Consider the following 19194-nt stretch of genomic DNA (forward strand, 5'->3'; position numbering starts at 1 on the left):
GTCTTCCGTTCCCGCGGGTCCCGCGGCTGCCGCGTGCTCGGGGCCCGGGTGCCGTCCGCACCACGGACCCCTCGGCCTCAGCCCGCCATCGCGCTGATGCCGCCGTCGATGACGAAGTCCGCGCCGTTGATGTAGGCCGCGTCGTCGGAGGCGAGGAACGCCGCGAGTCCGGCCACCTCCTCGGGCTCGCCCACCCGCCCGGCCGGGATCTTCTTCAGCAGGGCGGGCACCCCGCTGCCCGGATCGTCGATGTGGGGCGCCGTGGCGCGGGTGCGGATCAGCCCGGGACTGATGGAGTTGACGCGGATGCCGTGCGCGGCGCCCGCGCCGCACAGATGGCGGGTCAGCGCGAGGACACCGCCCTTCGCCGCGCCGTGCGCGGCCTGCTGCACGAACAGCGCCCCCCGCGAGCCCGAGATGGACGCGACGTTGAGGACGACGCCGCCGCCTTGGGCGACCAGGTGCGGCCAGGCGGTCCGGGTGCACAGGTACACCAGATCGAGTTCGTTGCGGATCGTGTGGTGCCAGTCCTCCGGCCCGAGTGCGTCGAACGGCGCGTTGCGCAGCGACGAGGCGTTGTTGACGAGGATGTCGAAGCGCCCGTACTCGGACAGCGCGAAGTCGATCCACGCCCGGGCGCCGTCCCGGCCCGACAGGTCGACCGGGGCGAGCGAGACCATGTCGCCGCCCGCCTCCTTGACCAGTCGGACGGTCTCGTCGGCGGTTGCGGGGTCACGCCCGCAACCGACGACCCGGGCCCCCTCCTTCGCGAACTCCAGTGCCGCCGCCCTGCCGATCCCGGTGCTGGATCCGCTGATCAGGACGGTCTTGCGGTCAAGTCGGCCCACTGCGGTGTCCTTGGGGTGCCGGCCGCTGCGGAAGCGGAGGAGGGAAGGGGGACGGAGCTGTCCGACGCGTCAGGGCCTTCGGACCGTGAGCGCACGTGGGCGAGGAAGGCCGCGGTGCGCTCGGGTGCGGCGATGCTGTGCCACATGGCCGGTGGATCGTCGAAGTTGGTGGCGAAGGCCGCGGCCACCGAGGGATCGGCGTCCGCCGCCCGGAAGAGCTCCAGGAGCTGGGGGGTGGGCGGGCGCAGGAAGGCGGCGGTCCACTGCACGACGCTCTCCGCGTAGGGGCGCATCCGCTCCTCGGCGGCGCGGCAGAAGGCGTCGTCGTAGGGCGGTCCGGCGGCGATCGCCTCCGCGACTTCCAGGGCGCAGTGCGAGCCCAGGTTGGCGCCCTGCGCGGTGATGGGGTCGTTGACGATCCAGGCGTCGCCCACCGCCAGCGCGTAGGTGGTGTCGGTGAGGGCCCGCCAGGCCCGGCGCACCACCGGGACGACCCCGCCCTGTACCAGGTCGGCGGGCCGGTTGAGCGCGAAGGCCCGCTCGTCGACGCGCTCGCGCAGGTCGGGCACGTAACGGTGGAGCGCGTCGAGGACGACGGAGTGGAAGTGCGCCGGGTCGGCGTCGTAGGGGGTGCGGCAGAGCGGGTCGAGGGGGCCGCCGGGGACGGCCTCCAGACCCAGTACGTCGACGTGGCCGTCCGCGCAGTGGAACGGCATACGCAGGACCTCGCCGACCCCGGGCATCACATGGAACTCGATGCTGTGGGGGACGGATTCGCCGATGCCCCGGTACAGCCCGCCGCACAACACCCGCTGCGGGGCGTCGAACGGGGAGCGCTCGGGGTCGCGGGGGAACAGTTCCCCGGCCGCCCGGCCCCCGGCGACGACGACCAGGTCGTGGTCGCCGGCGGCGTCGTGCGCCGTCCGCGCGGTGAGGGGCGTGACGAGGTGCCGGCCGCCGCGCGCGACGTACTCCTCGACCAGCACGGGCAGATAGAGCCGGAAGTCGACCATGCTGTAGGCGGGGTCCGGGTCGGCGCGGAACGTCAGCGGCTCGGGGCCGTGGACCGTGACCGTCCGGGCCTCCGCGAGGGTGTCCGGCGAGGCCCAGAGGTCGAGGCCGAGCAGTTCCTCGCGCCGCCTGGTGCCGCCCGAACGCGCGACGAAGTTGAGTGCCCGGCCGTTCCGCACGGCCTCCGGCGCCTTGGCCCCGAAAAGGGTGACGTCGATGTCCAGTTGCTGAAGCCGCAGCGCGAGGTGGAGGCCGGAGATGCCGTCCCCGATGATGGCGATCCTCACGGGCTCACCGCCCGCCGGTCGGCGATCCGCCGGGGTTTGCCCGTGTCGCTGCGGTCGATGGCGTCCACGATCGTGATCCGTCCGACCGTGACGCCGAGCGCGCGCAGCGTCTCGGCCGTCCGCCGGTGTACGAGGTGCGGCTCGTCGGGCCCCGCGACGAGCAGTTCGACGTGCTCGCCGCGGATCCGGTCGGTGACGGGCACACAGGTGAGATCGGCGCAGGGGAGGGCGGCGCGCAGCTGTTCCTCCACCAGGTCCAGGTCGATCCTGCGGCCGTTGACCTTGATCAGCCGGTGTCTGCGGCCGTGGAAGTGGAAGCTGCGGTCGTCCAGCCGCTGGACGTAGTCGTCGGTGGTCCACCTCGTCATGGGGCGGCCTTCCGGAGTGAGGGCGAGCCGGGGGCTGGTCACGCCGAGCCGGGCGTCGCCGGGATCGTCGGTGAAGCGGACGTCGTCCATCAGGGTCCATGGCGAGGGCTCATCGGCCTGCTCGCGGTAGGCGATGGCCCCCGTCTCGGTGGACCCGAAGAGCTCGATCAGCCGGACCCCGCCGGGCCGGGCGGCCGAGATGAACTCCCCTGCCGTCGCGGGCAGCGTGGCGGTGCTGTGCAGCACGGTGACGTGCTCGCGCCGGCCGAGCACCGACTGGTCGCGGAGCAGGACGGGGAACGCCCAGGGAATGGCCACCACCAGCCAGCGGTCGGCGTCGATGGCGGGCGCCGGCAGCCCGTAGCGGGGCCAGTAGCACAGCGGGAGGCCGAGCACGGCGGGCAGCAGCGCGGTGGCGATCAGGCCGTAGAGATGGGTCGGGGGAGCGAAGGACAGGATCGCCCGGGGACGGTCGGCGCGGACCAGGTCGGCCAGCATCCCGGCCTCCGTCCACAGCTGCCGCCCGCTGTGGCGCCAGGGCGCGGCCGGGCCCGTACTGCCGGAGGTGCACAGCTCGACCACCTCCGGCAGCGCGTTCACCACCAGTTCCTCGGCGGCCTCCCGCCCGAGCCGGTCCCACCGGGTGACCGTCGGCCCCAGCGGACCGGACGGCGCGGCACCCAGACTGCGGGCGAGGAGTTCCAGGGGTGCCAGCTCCTGATAACTCTCCATCACGGTCCTTCACCGGTCGGGCCGACGACCGCGGCCGCGTACGTACCGCCCCAGCTGGCGGCGCTCACCAGGGCCCGGCGGGAGCCGCCGGCGGGCCCGGCGGACAAGTAGGCACGCGCGCCGGGCAGCGGGTCGGACGGCTCGGCCGTGCGCGGCAGCGGGCCACCGCCGCAGCCGTCGAGGGCGGCGACGAGGGACAGCAGGGCGCCGGCCGACTGACAGTGCCCGGTCGCCCCGGCGACGGCGGTCAGCCGGGTGCCGGGCGACTTGAGGCAGGACGTGATCGCGGTCAGTTCGGCGTCGTCCACGGCCGGGACGCCCCGGGCGGCGCCGTAGACGTCGACGGCCTCGGCGGCCCGGGCGCCCGCCCCGCCCGGAGCGGATTCGTCCAGCGCCCGGCGCAGCGCCCGGGACCAGGATTCGGGGCACAGCGGCGCGTCCTCCGACGGCCCGGGGCCCGAGGACACCGCGTGCCCGAGCAGGGTGCCGAGCTCGGTCGCGCGCCTGGCCCGGGCGTGCTCGGACGCCTCCAGGACCACGGCCGCCGCTCCCGCCGAGACCGGGCCCGGAGCGGCCGTCCGGGAGTACGGCCGGCACGCGCCGGGGCCGTGCAGCCCGTAGTGGCGGTAGGCCCGCGCGAGCGTGTCGGTGACGTCGTCGGCCGCGACGACGATGACGGCGTCGGCCTGCCCCTGGCGGATCAGGTCGGCCGCGTGCCCCAGCGCGATCAGCCCCGAGGCGTCACCGGTGGAGACGGCCGCCAGCGGGCCGCCCAGCCCCAGCTCCAGCGTGGCGTAGCCCGCCGTCACGCTGGAGACGATGTTCGGAGCGTGCACGGCGCTGATGTACTCCGGGCCCTCCCGTTCGACGGTCTCGTTGAGCAGTTCCACGGTCCCGATCGGGCCGGCGGCGGTCGCCAGGACGATGCCGACCCGGGTGCCGTCCCGCAGCCCCGCGTCGTCCCACGCCATGCGCGCGGCCGCCACCGTCATGGCGCCGAGGCCGTCGAGCCGCGGACGGTACTTCGGGTCGATGAAGTCCCGGAGGGAGTCGTCGAGGTCACGGGCGGAACGGAAGCCGTCCGGGGCGCCGCCGGACGGCTCCCGGCGCAGTGCCGCGAGGAACGGGCGCCGCCCGGTGGCCAGGCCCGAGACCACCCCGGCACCGGTGAACGACAGGCTCTTGCGCGGCCGCTCCCGCGGCGTGCCGCCGTTCCGGCCCAGGACCAGTGAGCAGCAGGCGCCGCCGAAGGCGATCGAGTTGGACAGCGCCACCTCGACCTCGGCCCGCCGCGCGGTGCCGGGCACGACGTCCCAGGGCGGTGAGCCCTCGGCGTTGGCCGTCGGCGGGAGCAGCCCGTCCCGCAGGGCCAGCGTGGTCAGCACCGCCTCCAGCGCGCCGCATGCCCCCAGCGTGTGCCCCACCTGGGGTTTGGAGCTGCTCATCGGCGGCGGGTTCGGCCCGGTGAAGACGGCCCGCATCGCGTTCAGCTCGGCGGTGTCGTTCGCGGGAGTGCCCGTACCGTGACCGTTGACGTAGCCGACGGTGTCCGGGGCGAGGCCCGCGCGGCCCAGTGCGCCGAACATGGCGGTCCGCAGTCCGGAACCGTCCGGCGGCGGGGCGGTGATGTGGTAGGCGTCGCTGGTCAGGCCGTAGCCGAGCACATAGGAGTGGACCTGCGCGCCGCGCGCCCGCGCGGACCCCTCCGACTCCAGGACCAGGAACGCCACCGCCTCCCCGAGGTTCAGGCCGCTGCTGCGGGCGTAGGGCGCCGACGGCGCGGAGTCGATCGACTTCCAGCTGGCGAACGTGGCGACGGTGGTGATGTTCAGCGCCTCGTAACCACCCACCAGCATGACCGTGGCACGCCCGGTGGCCACCGCGTCGTAGGCGTATCCGACGGCGTTCGCGCTGGCGATGCACCCGGTGGCGAAGACCGCCTTGGGGCCCCGGCCGCCGAGCGCGGCGCCCAGGCGGTCGGCGCAGGTGTGCGCCGGGTGCCGGGCGGGCACCGGGTCGGCCCCGGCCGCCCGCCGGTAGTGCGTCCAGAGGTCCTCGGAGCCGGAATTGGTGCCGAGGGCGATGCCGATCTCGTGCGGATCGAGGGCGTCCGGGTCGATCCCGGCGTGTCCCAGCGCGCCGAGGCCCGCCCGCTCGACCAGGAGCGCGGCCTCCGGGGCGTCGGGGAGCCGCGCGGCGAAGACGTCCGCGAGGTCCGAGCAGCGCCCGACGGCCGAGGCGCCGGCGCACACGGCCTGCCAGACCTGCTCGGTCCCGACGCCCAGGCCGGAGGCCAGATACATCCCGGTGACGGCGACCCGTCGGGGAGTCCCGCTCATCCGTCACCGCCCTCGGCCGCGCCGGTCTCGGCGGGTGTGCGGACGGCGGTGGACTCCGCGACCATGGCCATGATGGTGTCGATGCTCATCAGGTGGTCCGGCTCGACGGGGCGGGGCGGGAGCCGGAACGCCCGCTCCACACGGGTGAGCACTTCCAACTGCGCCAGGCTGTCGTAGATCGCGTCCGGCAGCTCGTCCAGGGGACGGTCGCGGGGCCACTCCGCCGCCGAGGTGTTGAGGACGGCCCCGACCGTGTCACGGATGACGACTTCGGCGTCGGGCAGGTCAGTGGACACAGTACCTCCGCGGCTGTTCGGGCAGCTGGCCCTCCACGTCGGCGCCGGCGGCCCTGAGCACCGCGGCGACCTCCCCGGATCTGATCAGGTCGACGAGGCCGGCCAGGTCCTTGTCGAGCCGCCGGTCCTGGTCGACGAAGGGCACCGCGGTGCGCACCAGGTCGTAGGCGGCCCGGGTGGCCGGGGCCATGCGGTCGCCGCCCCGGAGGTCCACCGCCTGGCACAGCGCGGCCAGGTCGATGGCCGCGATGTTCTGCACCAGTTCGACGACCTTCCACGCGTCGCGGGCCGCGATGGACGCCATGCTCACCTTGTCCTGGTTGTGGGACTCCGTCGAGCGGGAGAAGGCCGTCGCCGGGGCGGTGTTCTTCAGCGCCTCGGCGGCCAGGGAGGAGGAGGCGATCTGCGCGGCCTTGAAGCCGTGGTGGAGCCCGGAATCGTAGTCCGTGCCGTCGGTCGGCCGGACGAGGTTCGCGGTCAGGCCCTGGTTGCTCTTCTCGTCGACCACCAGGGCGACCTGACGGTCCAGCAGATCTCCGAGGCTGGCGAGGGCGAGTTTGAGTCCGTCCATCGCCAGCCCGATGTGGCCGCCGTAGAAGTTGCCCCCGTGGTGGACCTCTCCGGTCTCGGGGTCGAACAGGGGGTTGTCGTTGGTGGAGTTGATCTCGGTGTCGACCCAGTCGGTGACCCAGCTCAGCGTGTCGTTCAGGGCGCCGGTCACATGGGGCGCGCAGCGTACGGAATAGCGGTCCTGAAGGCCCGTACGCAGCATCTGATAGCCGGCGCCCTTGAGCCGGGGGTTGGCGGTGACCCTGTCCCGGTGCTCGATGGCGAGCTTCGAGCCCTTCAGCAGGTGATGGATCCTCGCCGCGCTGGTCCGCTGCCCCGGGTGCGGCTTGTGCGTGTGGAGGAACGGCTCGAAGGGCCCGGCGCTGGCCTGGAGGGCTTCGACCGCGAACGCCGTGCACAGATCGGCGATCGCGGACAGGTCACGGGCGGCGCGGACGGCGGCGACCGCGTAACCGCTCATGAAGGAGGTGCCGTTGATCAGCGCGAGCCCCTCCTTCGGCGCGAGCTCCACCGGGGTCAGACCGGCCTCGCGCAGCGCCGAGGCGGCGGAGCGGGTCGTGCCGCGGTGCAGCACGGTGCCGTTGCCGGTGAGCATGTCGGCGAGGTAGGCCAGCGGGACCAGGTCGCCGCTGGCGCCGACGGAGCCCCGTTCCGGGATCATCGGCAGGATGTCCTCGCGCAGGCAGTCCGCCAGGAGCTGCACCAGGGACACCCGCACCCCGGAGTAGCCGCGGGCCAGGCAGTTGGCCCTGATCAGCATGGTCGCCCGGGTCACCTCGGGCGGCGCCGGGTCGCCGCTGCCGGCCAGGTGGCCGGAGATGAGATTGCGTTGCAGGCTGGCGGCCTTGGCCGGCCCGATGTGCCGACCACAGCTGTCGCCGAACCCGGTGGTCACGCCGTAGACCGGCTGCCCGGAGGCGACGAGCGCGTCCTTCGCCCGCTGGGCGGCGGTCATGCGTGTGCAGGCATCGCCGTCGAGGCGGATTTCCCATTTCTCAGGGTGCCGCGCGAAGTCCGCGACTTCTTCGGCGCGCAAGGAATCGGCTCCCAGTACCAGGGCCGTGCTGGTTTCTTCGGCCTGCGGCACCGTACGTGTAAGCGCCAACGGAGACCCCCTCATTCGTGGTTTCCCACCCACAACGATCGTAGGCTGATGCCTCATCCGTGAATACGGGGTCGCGCGAGATGGACCCGAACGGGGCATCCGTATGCCAATACGACGGCGCGCGGCCTGGGGGAATGCGGAAAGGCGTCAGCCGGCGCGGACCAGGTCACCTCCGGAGACGAATGCGTGAATGCCCCTTGAAATTTCTGGGATTACCCGATCGGCCGAACAGAGGTACTCCGAAATTCCTGGCGGGCGGGGTTAGCATCGCAACTCGGCCGCCGGGAGACGCGAGGGAGTACATGACATGGCAGCGGACCCTCCACCACCGGCCGGCGACCGCCGGTCGGTCCGGCGCCGCGTCGTGGCGCTCGGCGCCGCGCTGGGCGGGGCCCTCTTCCTCCCCGCCGCCGCTCCCCTCACGACCAGGGACGACCGTGCGGCGCCCCCGCCCACGCCGTTCCTCACCGTGCGCAAAGGCAGCACCGTCGTTCTCACGGGCACCACACGCCTGGAGAGCCTCACCGTCGAAGCCGGCGGCATCCTCGCCGCCCCCGCCGGCAAGGTCCTGACCCTCACCGTGGACGGGACCGAGACCGGGGCGGTGCTGACCCCCACCGAGGCCGTCCGGATCGCCCCGGGCACCTACCGCGGCGACGTGGTGGTCACGGTGTGCGACGCGCACCCGGTCCGCTTCAAGGGACTCGTCTTCCCCCTTCGGCACGCGCTGTACGTCGGTGCCCGGGGGCCCGAGGACGGCCGCTCCGTGACCGCCGCGCGAAGCGGCGGGCGGGTCGGCACGTCGGCAGCCGAGGGCCTGACCGTCGTCTCCACCGGCGAGGCGTTCAACGGTGTCTACGTGGCCGACGGCGCCTACCTGCTGCGTGACGCGCGCATCGAGCTGACGGGGAACGGCCGCAGCGACTTCGTCGGCTACGGCGCCGCCCTGACGGCCTCCGGCCCGCGGACCCGGCTGGTGGCCGACGGAGCCCGCATCGACTGCCGCGGCGTGATGCGCACCACCGTGGTCGCCCTCGGCGGCGCGACGGTCGTGGTCAAGAACTCCCGGCTGCACGCGGCCAACGGCGTCCTGCCCGACGAGTACGTGCCCAACGTCAACCCCAGGTACATGCGCACCGCGCCGTGGGTCCTGGGCCTCTCCGGCAACGTGCGCGCCACCAATCTCTCCGGCAAGGACACCACCACCGTCTACCTCTCCTCCACCCTCTCCTCGGAGAGCTGGGGCGTACTGTCCTCCGAGACCAGCGGCGACGGCTTCCCCTTCGGGCCCATGAGCGGTGACGGCTCCTCGGCCGACGTCACCGGCGACAAGTGCCGGCTGGCGGCCGTCAACAGCCGGATCACGGTCGCCGGCGACGGCTACGGCTCGTACGTCGTCGACAACGTCACCCAGCACTTCCTCGGCTGCGAGTTCGACGTCACGGGCTATGTCGGCATCATCCGCAGCGGCGCCCTGCACTACGGCGACAGCACCCCGCAGGCCGTACGGCGGCTGGACACCGACTGGGGGCTGGGCCTGAGCGAGCGGGACCTGGAGGCCCTCACCCCACGAGCCGGGGCGCTCCGCTCCCACCGCTTCGGCCTGATGTGGCACGGTCCCGGCTCGGTGCGCGTCGACGGTGGCACCGTCTTCCGCACCACCGACACGATGTTCCTCGTCAAGGGCCAGCCCGCGCGGCTCGACGTCGACGGATCCGACGGCGCGCGGCTGCTGCCCGGCAACGGCGTCCTGCTCCAGCTGATGGACGACGACGACCCCTGCCCGACGCACGCGGACGGCTGGGGCGTCGCCGAAGGCGTCTACCACGAGCCGACGCCCGCGCCCCAGCGCATGACGGACTTCGACACCACCGTCGCGCACCCCATGGACGCCATGGCCGAGTTCACCGACATCGACCTGACCGGTGACGTCTTCAACGGCTTCCGCGGCGGGATCGGTCCCACGCACGGCCTGAACCTGTGCCTGAACCTCACCCGCTGCCGCCTCACCGGCACGGTCTCGGCCACCACCGTCAGGCACCGGGTGAGCAGCATCGACATCACCCGCTACCGGGAGCTCGGTGTGGTCACCAACACCCCGTCTCCCGTGGTCAACAATGGAGTGATCATCACTCTGGGTCCCGGAAGCCACTGGATCCCCACGGGCACCTGCCACTTGTCGGCTCTGCGGCTGGACCGCGGCGCGCGGCTGTCCGCGCCCGGTGGCCGGTCGCTGGAGATGACCGTCGACGGGCGTACGGTCCGGCCCGAACCCGGGGAGGGCTGGTCCGGCACGATCGTGATCCGTGTGCGGTGAACGCGGGCTCGGCACCGCTGACCCGAGGTGAGCCGTTCCGCCGCACCGTGGCGAGCGCGGTGTGCCGGTCGGCGTCGAAGGCGGCTCTTACGGATGCGGCGGCCCTCACGGGCGCGGTGAATCCCATGGACGCGGCGAACGCCGGTTCAAAGGCGAAGAGATCGACCCACGCGGCCGAACGTACCCACCTGTCAAGGGAAGAGGGGTCCGTGCGCCCGCGCCCGGCTCAGAGCGCGGTCATGCCCGTAGCCGGGAGGCCGGCGCATCGTCGCCGGCCAGGTTGCTGATCTTGTGATAGCGGCCCTGATAACTGAGCAGCGGGCGGGCCGAGGGGCTCACCCTGCACGCCGTCACCCAGCCGATGGTGAGGAGGTGATCGCCGTTCGGCACCTGCCCCTCCGTACGGCACTCGAACACGCAGGCCGCGTCCGCCAGGATCGGGTGGCCGCCGTTCGAGGCGGGGTGCCAGCCGATGCCGTGGAACTCGTCGGTCATGCCGAAGCGTTCGGCCGAGGCGAACCACCGGGCGATCGCCGACTGGTGCTCCTGGAGAAGATTGACGACGAATCCACCGGAGTCGGCGATCGCGTCGGTGAGGCGGCTGCCCTGGCGCAGGGACACCGAGAGCAGCTCGGGATCCATGGATACGGAGGTGACCGTCCCGGCGGTCATCCCGGCCGGGCCGGTCCCGGTTCTGACCGTCAGGACCGCGACGGCGGTGGGCAGATGCCGCATCGCCGCCCGGAAACCCTGGTCCTTCATTCCGGAGGTCTCTGTGTGTTTCATCGTCCCCGTCCTCACTCCTAGCCCGCGCGGATTCCCGTCACGGCCGAGCAAATATGGCGACCAGCACACAGCGACCTTAACGCCAAGAGGTTACCGAATTGCCGCCGTGGCCCGGAACCCCCTCCAACGAGGTAAAAAGGATCCAGGGGTTATCGGAAGATCGGTTGAGCGAGTGTCCTGACCATCCTTCTTCGGGAGCGGGGCTCCGGGGGCGGCGGGAACTCAATTATGCTGAAAGCTGCGGCATTTCATCCGAGGGCTGCCTTCTTCCTTCCTTCCTGTGTTCCGACCTCGACGCGCCGCCGGCCCCGCCACCTGTCCGCGCGGGGCCGTCAGCGAGCCACCAGCGCCCCTCCGGGAGACCGCCACGATGCCTCCGCGCCACATCACCCCCGTGCCCGGGCTCCGGAGCCAAGCGGCGCCGCGCCGCCGCTGGTGGATCCTGGGCGTCCTGAGCATGGCGCAGCTGATGGTGGTCCTCGACGGCACCATCATGAACATCGCCCTGCCCTCGGCCCAGGCCGACCTGGGGTTCCCCGACGGCGGGCGGCAGTGGATCGTCACCGCCTACGCGCTGGCCTTCGGCAGTCTCCTGCTGCTCGGCGGGCGCATCGCCGACCTGTTCGGCCGCCGCGGCACCTTCCTCGCCGGCCTCGCGGGCTTCGCCGGGACGTCCGTCCTCGCGGGGCTGGCCGACGGCTTCGGGATGCTGGTCGCGGCCCGCGCCGGGCAGGGTCTGTCCAGCGCGCTCCTGGCGCCCGCCGCGCTCTCGCTCGTCGGCGTCACGTTCACCGACGCCAAGGAGCGCGCGACCGCCTTCGGCGTGTGGGGCGCGGCGGCCGGTGCCGGCGGCGCGGTGGGGATGCCGCTCGGCGGCGTCCTCACGGAGTTCCTGAGCTGGCGCTGGGCCATGTACATGAACACCATGGCCGCGGTCGTGGCGTTCGTCGCCGGCACCCTCCTGCTCGCCCCCGCGCCCCGCGCGCGGACGTCCCGGCTCGACGTGCCCGGCACGGTGCTCGTCGGCTCCGGCCTGTTCTGTCTCGTCTACGGCTTCGCCGCCGCCGGGAACCACCCGTGGACCTCGGTCGCCACCTGGGGGTTCCTCGCCGTGGCGGTCGCCCTGCTCGTGACGTTCACCTGGTGGCAGACCAGGGCGCGACACCCGCTGCTGCCGCTGCACATCGTCCTCGACCGCGACCGCGGAGCGTCCCTGATCGCCCTGTTCCAGACGAGCTCGGCGGTCTTCGGCACCTTCCTGTTCGCCACCTACTACCTCCAGCACTCCCTGGGGTACGGCCCGGCCACGACCGGCCTCGCCTACCTTCCGATGATCGGCGGCCTCATCGGCACCTCGCCCCTCGCGACCAATGTGCTCCTGCCCCGGTTCGGCCCCAAGGCGGTCATCGCGTCGGGCGCGGCGTCGGCCGCGGGCGGACTCGCCCTGCTGGCCACGCTCGGCCTCGACAGCGCCTACGCCACCGCCGTCCTCCCGGCCCTCGTCCTCACCGGCGCCGGCCTCGGGACGATCATCACGGCCACCACCAGCCTGGCCACCCTGGGAGTGGAGGCAGCCGATTCGGGCGTCGCCTCGGCCACCGTCAACGCCATGCAGTACGTGGGCGGCTCGGTCGGCGTCGCCCTCCTCAACACCGTCTCCACGGCCACCACCGCCTCCTACCTGGCCGATCACGACACCCCCGGCGCGCTCACCCGCGACCACGCCGCCCTGTCCGGCTACCACGCGGCCTTCCGCTGGCTCGCGGCCGCCTTCGTCGTCTGCCTGTTCGTGGCGGTGCCGCTGTACCGGCGGCGCGGTGCGGATCGGCGGGTGAACGCGGCGGCGGAACGGACGACGGAGGTCGCGTAGGGCTCCGGGCGGCTTTTCCGGGCGCGGCCGTCCCGGGAGCGGTGAAGGTCTGGCCGTCGCGCGGCACGGCATGATCGAATAGGGAATGACATCGTTCTGGACCGGAGAGCGCATACGCCTGCGCGGTATCGAGCCCGACGACTGGGGCGCGTTGATGCGCTTCGCCACGGACGAGGAGCGGTTGGGAGACCTGCTGCATCCGCCCCGTTCCGCCGAGGGATATCGCACGTGGGCGCAGGCACAAGCAGTCGCCGAGGCCGATGGCGACCGCTTCCGACTGGTGATCGAAGACGTCGGCACGGGGGAAGCGGTCGGGGTTGTCGGCTCGCACCACGCGGACCCCCGCGCGGGCTGGTTCGAGTACGGCGTCACGATCGCCGCGGATCACCGGGGCCGAGGCTACGCGGCGGAGGCCGTGGTGGTGCTGCTGCGCTTCATGTTCGCCGAACGGCGCTACCACAAGTGCGGAGCGCGGATCTTCGCACACAACGAGGCGTCGCTGGCACTGCACCGCCGGCTCGGCTTCGTCGAGGAGGGCCGCCTTCGCGATCACGTGTTCCTCGCCGGCGGCTACCGGGATCTCGTACTGATGGGCATCCTCGCCGACGAGTTCGCCGCACTGCACTCGCCGAGCGAACGCCCCCCTCGGTGAACGTGCCGTGGGGGACCAGCGACACGGCGAGCTCCCTCACGGCGGTGGCCGGGCGTCGCGCCGTGGCGGCAGCGTTGCGGCGCAACGCCGCAACGGTTTCCGGCCGTAGGGTGCTGAGGTGCGGGAACGGGGGTGCCCGGCGGTGGTCGGCCGTGGTGGCGGGGGGCAGCGTTGCGCTTCTTTTCCGATCGCACGGCGCAACGGCTCCATGGCCCTCCATTCTGTGAGTCACCTTCCGGCGATCCGCCGGACGGGTGACAAGTCCCGTTGTGCGACGGGTCGGATGGATGGAGACTTCGGTGAACCGGCCGTTGCTGTCGATGAGAACGACCTTGGTGTTCCTGCTCGCGGCGCTCGCCGGCGCGGCGGTGGGCGCCTTGACCACCTTCGCGGGCGAGGGAACGCCGCGCGGCGCGCTCGCGGCCCTGGCTGCCGCGGGGCTGTCGGTGCGGTTCTTCGACCGTCTCATCGCCGCGGAGCCCGGCGCCGGCGGCCCGCGCCGGTCCGCGGGCTCCGGCGCCGGAGAGGGGGCAGGGCATGGGTGAACTCCGGCCACTGGGGGACGACCTCACGGAGTCGTCCCGCGCGCTCGCCCAGGCGCTTCGGGAGCTGTTCGAGGGCATGGGCGTGTCCGTACGGCGGTACGCCGCGCGGCGCCGGCGCGACCCCGGGACGTTCTCGCGCTACCTGAACGGCACCCGTTTACCCCCCTGGCAGGTGATCATGGACCTGTTCGCGGACCTCGCCGAGCACCATGGAACCACCATCACCGCCGAGGCCATCGAGCTCGTACGTGAGCTCTACGGGTCGGCCGTCGACGCCGGTTCCTCCCCCAAGCACGCGGTGGAGCTCCTGGAACAGCAACTGGCCGACGCCGACCGGGTCTCGCGCAGGTCGAGCGTCCGCGGCGACGTGCTGGGCGACGCGCTGCTGGACCGCACCCACCGCATCGCCGACCTGGAAGTACGCCTCAACCAGCTGGAGGCGGACCGCAGCGCCGAGCGGGAGCGGGCGGACAGACTCGCCGCGGCCCACCCCGACGTCTCGGACCTCCTGCAGGAACGCGACGCCCTGGAGGCCGAGGTGTCGCGGCTGGGCAAGGAACTGCGCGAGGCGCGGGAACAGCGTGCCGCCGCGGAGGCCCGCTGCGATCTGCTCGAACGACAGCTGGAGGCCGTCGAGCGGCCCGCCGCCCTGCCCGCCGCCCCCTCCGAATCCGAACCCAGGAACCTGCCCAGGATCCTGATCGTCGACGACCAGGCGGACAACCTGCTCGCCATGCGGGCCGTACTGGAGACGCTCGACCAGGACCTCGTCACCGTCTCCTCCGGCCGGGAGGCGCTCAAGGCGCTCCTCGACCACGACGACTTCGCGGTCATCATCATGGACGTGCAGATGCCGGAGATGGACGGCTACGAGACGTGCGCGCACATCAAGCGCAGACCCCGCACCCGCGACGTCCCCATCATCTTCCTCACCGCGATGGGCGTGGACCCGGAACACTCCGCCCGCGGGTACGCGGCCGGCGCGGTCGACTACATCAGCAAGCCCTTCGACCCGTGGGCCCTGCGCGCCAAGGTCGCCGTCTTCACCTCCATCTACCTCGAACGCCATGCCGGCCGGTGAGCCTCCCGGCCTCGGATGCCGGACGTCCGGGACTCACCTGGGCGGATCGCTCAGGTGGGTGTCCCGTCCAGGAGATCGGTGACGAATTTGCGCAGCGTTCCCCGGGTGACGGGGGTGACGCCGTGCATGAGCTGGGCGCCGTAGGCGAAGGCCACACCCGCGGGTGCGTCGGTGACCCAGCAGGTCTTCGGCAGGGTCTCCACCCAGCTCGGCTCGTCCCCGGAGGCGGGGACTGTGGCGTCGGCGTGGGGGAGGCTGCGGGTTACGGGCGTGCCGGGGAGGAAGCCGTCGGCCTCGCCACGCACGTCGCCGGTCCACAGGCCGGGGCTGGAGCTGGTGGCGACGTAGAACTGCCCGCCCTGCCCGGCACGGGCGATGTCCACACCGATACGTCCGATACGCCGGGGCGGTGGGCCGGCGTCGGGAATGCCGTCGAGGTGGACAGGAACGGCATCGCCCGGGCCGAGTTCGGTGTACATCCACCGCGCGGTGGCGGCGAGGGACGGCATCAGGCGGCGGATGGCGGGCAGGGCCCGCTCGGCGGCCTGCTGCAGGATCGCCTGCGCAGCCCGGGGAGCGGCCTCGTACCGGAAGGCGTTCGCCGGGCCGCTTGCCGCGGCGGGCTCGCTGTCCATGATCTTGTTGAGCTGGGAGATCTCCTCCGCGGTGAGGAAGTCCTCCACCGTGTGGAGCGCGAACGTCTCGCTGACGTGGATCATCCGGTCCTCCCGGGGGCACGTGCCTACGGACGCGACCCCTCCAGCGTGCCGGAACGCGTGCCGGCACACGAGGCGCTATCCGGGCAGGAAAGACGGCATCCCGCGACGCGGTCAAGGATCGGCCGACGACCATCATCGTCGACGGCCGGGCCAAGACCGCTACCCCCGTGGCGTTTCCGTGATACCGGGAACACATGAGGGCCTACTCTTCGGGATCTACCCGGGCGGCGTCGCCGGTGACGACGCCGGGGGACTGGCCGACGGCCCGCCCGACGCCCCGTCCCGGGTGCCTAGCGCCCTCGACCGGCTCCAGGGCCGCCCCGGCCGCCCCTTCCTCGTACGCGCCTACACGGGCTTCGACGACACCACCCCCCTCTTCGGACCGGCCACCTCCTTCGTCACCGACCTGACCGGCCGGGGCGGGAAGGACTTCGTCGCCGACCTGGACTACGTGGGCCTGGACTTCTTCCCCGACGTCTTCCGGCCCGTCGCCGCCTCCGACCTCGCCTCCGCCGTCGAGGGACTGCCGCGCCACCACCGTGACGCGGTCCTGACCCCCGCCGGCCTCGGCCACCTGCCCCTGCGCATCACCGAGCACGGCCGGCCCACCGGACCTGAGCGGCCTCCGCACCGGCAGGCCGAGGTCGTCGAGACCGTGGTCCGCGTCATCGCGGCTCAGGCGAAACCGCTCGGGCTGAGCGGATACACGCACTTCGCGCTGCGTGACGCCGACAGCGCGAAGCCGGGGCTCTTCCACCGGTTCGGGCTCACCACCGACGACTACACCCCCAAGCCCGCCTTCGAGTCCCTGAGGGCACTCGTCGACCGGTTCAGCGTCTGACGGGGGCGACGGCCGGGGCGGTGAGGCCGACCACCGGTTGTTCGGACGTCCCCCACACGGAGGACAGCGCGCATTCCTTCCCGTAGCGCTGGGCAGCCCGCAATGTGGGCGGATGCGTGAGCGACGGCCAGGGGGGTCCATGGCGGGGCACATGACGGCGCGCCACCCATGACAGGCGGTCGCGTCGTACGGCGCCCCGGGATCGTCCTGGCCGTGGTGTCCTGTGCCGTCTTCATGGCCATGCTCGACAACCTCGTCGTCAACAACGCCCTGCCGAGCATCGGCGAGGAACTGGACACGAGCGTCAGCGGGCTCCAGTGGGTCGTGGCGGGCTACACCCTCGTCTTCGCCGCCACCCTGCTGTCCGCCAGTGTCGTCGGCGACCGGCTGGGACAGCGGCGGGCCTTCTTCACCGGGCTGGGCGCCTTCATGGCGGGCTCCGCGCTGGGCTCGGTGGCGACCGGGCAGGGCCTGCTCGTGGCCGGGCGCGGGATCCAGGGCCTGGGTGCGGCGGTGCTGCTGCCGGCCGGTACCGCGCTGCTGCGCCACACCTACACCGACGACGCCGGCCGGGCGCGGGCGATCGGGGTGCGGGGAGCGGTGGGCGGGCTCGGCATCGCGCTGGGTCCCGTGATCGGCGGTCCCCTGGTCGAGGCGCTGGGCTGGCGCAGCGTGATGTGGATCAACCTTCCCGTCGGGCTCGCCGCCCTGCTGGTCGGTCTGCGGGTGCTGCCGCGCCCGCCCGCGGCGCCCGTGCGGTGGGACCCCGCCGGGCAGGCGCTCGCGGTCACCGGGCTGGGCAGCCTCGTCCACGCGCTGATCCAGGGACCCGTCGACGGATGGCGCACGCCGCCCGTCGTGGCCTGTCTCGCGCTGGCGGCCGTGGCCCTGACGGCCTTCGGCGCCGTGGAGGCGCGCGGGGCGCGGCCCATGCTGGATCCGGCGCTGTTCCGCGCCAGGGCCTCCCGCGCCGCCGCCGTGTCCTGCTTCGCCTCCGGCCTGGCGCTGTTCGGCGCCACGTTCTTCCTGACCTTCTACCTCCAGAACATCCTGGGCTGGTCGGCGGCTGGGGCCGGCGCGGTGTTCCTGTCGGCCTCGGTGTTCATCGCGTTCACCTCGCCCCTCGCGGGGGTGCTCACCGGCCGGTACGGCGCCCGCCCGCCCCTGGTCCTGGGGCTGGTCCTGAGCGCGCTCGCCCTGGCGGGGCTCAGCCGTTACGGGCGCGGGGCCGCCTTCGCCGACTACGGCTGGCTGCTGCCCGTTCTCGGGGCCGGCACGGGCCTGCTGTTCGTCCCCACGATGATCACGATGGTCCAGGGAGCTCCCGCCGCCCACGCGGGCACCGCCTCGGCGGTCGTCGACACCCTGCGGGAAGTCGGTGGCGTGGTCGGCGTGGCCGCGCTCGGCGCCGTGCTGACGACCCGGATGCGCACCACCCTGTACGAGCGGACGGCGCGCGCCGGACTGCCCCACGACGCGGTGGAGGACCTCGTACGCACAGCGGTCGCCGACGGCCCGGTGCACCGGCTCGGGGCGGGCCGCCCGGGCGCGGGGCCGCCGCTCGCGCGCGTATGGATGGAGGAGTCCTTCGTCGACGGCCTGCGCCTGGCGCTGCGCTGCGGCGCCCTCGTCCTGGTCTGCGCCCTGGTGGTGGTCCTCGTCCTGCTGTGGGGGCGGCGCCCGCCCGCGGCGACCCTGCCCGCCGTCCCGGAGCGTCGTGGGGAGTTGAAGCGGTGACGCCCCCACGCCACCGCGCCGCCTTTCACTGAGTCTTCGGCCGGTGGACGCAGCGCCGATCGACTCTGGAGCGTCCGCGCGACGTAGCCGGTGAGTGCCTCGGTCACCAGGGCGAGGGCGGCTCGGGAGCGGCGTCGGCCAGCGCCCGGGCCAGGGACGCCTCCTCCCCGTCGTCTTCGTCGCCCCGCCGCCCGGCGACGAGGGCGGAGAAGCGGGGCGCCGCGGTCGCCGGACTCGCGTGCCGGGCACGCGGATGCGTGCTCGTACGTTCGGCCCGGTGACCGGTTCGTTGTCGAACGTGCCGTCGGCGAGGAAAGCGATCCTGAGGATGAGTTCCGGTGCGATGGCGCGGGGCAGCGCGTATAAAACAAGTGCGCTGACGAGGCTCGCAAAGCAAATGCGTCGATGTATGGCGCCGTGCCGGCGGACTACGGCGGGCAGTGATCACATGCTTGCCGCGGATTCTAGGGAAACGCGGGTATCACCAGCCATACGGTTGTCCTTGACTTCCGAAAGAGTCGAGGTGGTGACCATGCGCGATCAGAGCCCGTTGCGAGCCGAGACTTGGCCGATGTCCCGGACCTGCCCGTTCTCCCCGCCACGACCCGAGGACCTGCCGGGCAGGCCGGCGGGGCACCGGCTCTTCAGCGGTGGCGAGCGTCGCCGAGCCGTCCCTGACGCGCCGCGCCACGGCGGACGTCGAGACCGGCGGCACTCCGATACGGGCGGTGGGTGAGGGGGCGCCGACCTGTCCGCCGCCGCCAACCGCGACCCCGCGGCTCCGCCGACCCGGAGACGTTTCGGCTCGGGACCGCACCAGTGCCTCGGCGGGAATCCGGCCCGGCCGGAGCTGCGCATCGTCCTTGACACTCAAAAAGCTCCGGCCGCCCGGCATGCGTTTACCGAGTTGCGGAGAGACGGCTAGGGAAAGCCCCAGATTTTGGTCGGTTGAAGGTGTTGTGTGGAATGAGTCCGGGTGCTGATCATGTTGATGCACCTCGATTTATCGGCGTTTGGTTAGATGGTCGCGAGTTCGGTAAATGATCTTGTGCCCAGGTAGCCGACAAAGTCCAAACTTCTCTGGAAGGGC

Annotated in this window: 15 protein-coding genes; 7 read left to right on the forward strand and 8 right to left on the reverse strand. The window is 72.7% G+C overall.

The annotated features are described in order from the left end of the window. Nucleotides 1–77: 77 nt before the first annotated feature. The 6 genes from LUZ64_RS26280 to LUZ64_RS26305 are packed head-to-tail and all read right to left on the reverse strand — an operon-like array spanning nt 78 to nt 7487. A complete protein-coding gene (locus tag LUZ64_RS26280; RefSeq protein ID WP_095579253.1) occupies nt 78–848 on the reverse strand; it encodes an SDR family NAD(P)-dependent oxidoreductase in 771 nt (256 codons plus the stop codon). Beyond that, entirely contained in the window at nt 818–2146 is a 1329-nt protein-coding gene (locus LUZ64_RS26285; protein WP_095579254.1) for a styrene monooxygenase/indole monooxygenase family protein, read from the reverse strand. Before LUZ64_RS26285 ends, LUZ64_RS26280 begins: the two co-directional genes overlap by 31 nt. Beyond that, the gene (locus LUZ64_RS26290) at nt 2143–3246 is read right to left on the reverse strand and encodes a class I adenylate-forming enzyme family protein (RefSeq protein ID WP_095579255.1); all 1104 of its coding nucleotides are present in this window, start codon (nt 3244–3246) and stop codon (nt 2143–2145) included. Before LUZ64_RS26290 ends, LUZ64_RS26285 begins: the two co-directional genes overlap by 4 nt. Then, a complete protein-coding gene (locus LUZ64_RS26295; protein ID WP_095579256.1) occupies nt 3246–5585 on the reverse strand; it encodes a beta-ketoacyl-[acyl-carrier-protein] synthase family protein in 2340 nt (779 codons plus the stop codon). Before LUZ64_RS26295 ends, LUZ64_RS26290 begins: the two co-directional genes overlap by 1 nt. Then, entirely contained in the window at nt 5582–5881 is a 300-nt protein-coding gene (locus tag LUZ64_RS26300) for a hypothetical protein (protein WP_095579257.1), read from the reverse strand. The genes LUZ64_RS26295 and LUZ64_RS26300 overlap by 4 nt, the downstream gene beginning before the upstream one ends. Then, nucleotides 5871–7487, reverse strand: coding sequence for an HAL/PAL/TAL family ammonia-lyase (locus tag LUZ64_RS26305; protein WP_232398862.1), 1617 nt, complete (start codon nt 7485–7487; stop codon nt 5871–5873). Before LUZ64_RS26305 ends, LUZ64_RS26300 begins: the two co-directional genes overlap by 11 nt. A 376-nt stretch (nt 7488–7863) precedes the next feature. On the opposite strand from LUZ64_RS26305, the gene LUZ64_RS26310 reads away from it, so the two are divergent. Then, nucleotides 7864–9873 carry a hypothetical protein gene (locus LUZ64_RS26310; protein ID WP_095579258.1) on the forward strand — a complete coding sequence of 670 codons (2010 nt, stop codon included), beginning with the start codon at nt 7864–7866 and terminating at the stop codon, nt 9871–9873. A gap of 237 nt (nt 9874–10110) precedes the next feature. Here the strand turns inward: LUZ64_RS26310 and LUZ64_RS26315 are convergent, their stop codons facing one another. Further along, nucleotides 10111–10659, reverse strand: coding sequence for a flavin reductase family protein (locus LUZ64_RS26315; protein WP_095579259.1), 549 nt, complete (start codon nt 10657–10659; stop codon nt 10111–10113). Nucleotides 10660–11029: 370 nt separating this feature from the next. Between LUZ64_RS26315 and LUZ64_RS26320 the strand changes: the two genes are divergently transcribed. From LUZ64_RS26320 to LUZ64_RS26335, 4 genes are all read left to right on the forward strand, one after another. Further along, nucleotides 11030–12529, forward strand: coding sequence for an MFS transporter (locus tag LUZ64_RS26320; protein ID WP_232398864.1), 1500 nt, complete (start codon nt 11030–11032; stop codon nt 12527–12529). 85 nt (nt 12530–12614) lie between these two features. After that, complete coding sequence (locus LUZ64_RS26325) at nt 12615–13181, forward strand: GNAT family N-acetyltransferase (protein WP_095579260.1); 567 nt, start codon at nt 12615–12617, stop codon at nt 13179–13181. Nucleotides 13182–13480: 299 nt separating this feature from the next. Further along, nucleotides 13481–13726 carry a hypothetical protein gene (locus LUZ64_RS26330; protein ID WP_095579261.1) on the forward strand — a complete coding sequence of 82 codons (246 nt, stop codon included), beginning with the start codon at nt 13481–13483 and terminating at the stop codon, nt 13724–13726. Next, complete coding sequence (locus LUZ64_RS26335; RefSeq protein ID WP_095579262.1) at nt 13719–14807, forward strand: response regulator; 1089 nt, start codon at nt 13719–13721, stop codon at nt 14805–14807. The genes LUZ64_RS26330 and LUZ64_RS26335 overlap by 8 nt, the downstream gene beginning before the upstream one ends. Nucleotides 14808–14857: 50 nt before the next feature. Here the strand turns inward: LUZ64_RS26335 and LUZ64_RS26340 are convergent, their stop codons facing one another. Next, entirely contained in the window at nt 14858–15526 is a 669-nt protein-coding gene (locus LUZ64_RS26340; RefSeq protein ID WP_095579263.1) for a hypothetical protein, read from the reverse strand. Nucleotides 15527–15704: 178 nt separating this feature from the next. Here LUZ64_RS26340 and LUZ64_RS26345 point away from each other — a divergent pair, with 178 nt between their 5' ends. Then, nucleotides 15705–16367: a hypothetical protein gene (locus LUZ64_RS26345; protein WP_095579264.1), complete on the forward strand. Its 663-nt coding sequence runs from the start codon at nt 15705–15707 to the stop codon at nt 16365–16367. 168 nt (nt 16368–16535) lie between these two features. Continuing rightward, nucleotides 16536–18104 (forward strand): MFS transporter, encoded by a 1569-nt coding sequence (locus LUZ64_RS26350; protein ID WP_095579265.1) that lies wholly within the window; start codon nt 16536–16538, stop codon nt 18102–18104. Nucleotides 18105–19194 lie beyond the last annotated feature (1090 nt).

The organism is Streptomyces albireticuli (assembly GCF_021228125.1).
GTDB classification, from domain to species: domain Bacteria; phylum Actinomycetota; class Actinomycetes; order Streptomycetales; family Streptomycetaceae; genus Streptomyces; species Streptomyces albireticuli.

Coding starts and splice junctions, on each gene's coding strand:
- LUZ64_RS26290 (WP_095579255.1), bottom strand. CDS start 3,246: ATGGAGAGTTATCAGGAGCTGGCACCCCTGGAACTCCTCGCCCGCAGT.
- LUZ64_RS26295 (WP_095579256.1), bottom strand. CDS start 5,585: ATGAGCGGGACTCCCCGACGGGTCGCCGTCACCGGGATGTATCTGGCC.
- LUZ64_RS26310 (WP_095579258.1), top strand. CDS start 7,864: ATGGCAGCGGACCCTCCACCACCGGCCGGCGACCGCCGGTCGGTCCGG.
- LUZ64_RS26315 (WP_095579259.1), bottom strand. CDS start 10,659: ATGAAACACACAGAGACCTCCGGAATGAAGGACCAGGGTTTCCGGGCG.
- LUZ64_RS26320 (WP_232398864.1), top strand. CDS start 11,030: ATGCCTCCGCGCCACATCACCCCCGTGCCCGGGCTCCGGAGCCAAGCG.
- LUZ64_RS26325 (WP_095579260.1), top strand. CDS start 12,615: ATGACATCGTTCTGGACCGGAGAGCGCATACGCCTGCGCGGTATCGAG.
- LUZ64_RS26335 (WP_095579262.1), top strand. CDS start 13,719: ATGGGTGAACTCCGGCCACTGGGGGACGACCTCACGGAGTCGTCCCGC.
- LUZ64_RS26340 (WP_095579263.1), bottom strand. CDS start 15,526: ATGATCCACGTCAGCGAGACGTTCGCGCTCCACACGGTGGAGGACTTC.
- LUZ64_RS26350 (WP_095579265.1), top strand. CDS start 16,536: ATGACAGGCGGTCGCGTCGTACGGCGCCCCGGGATCGTCCTGGCCGTG.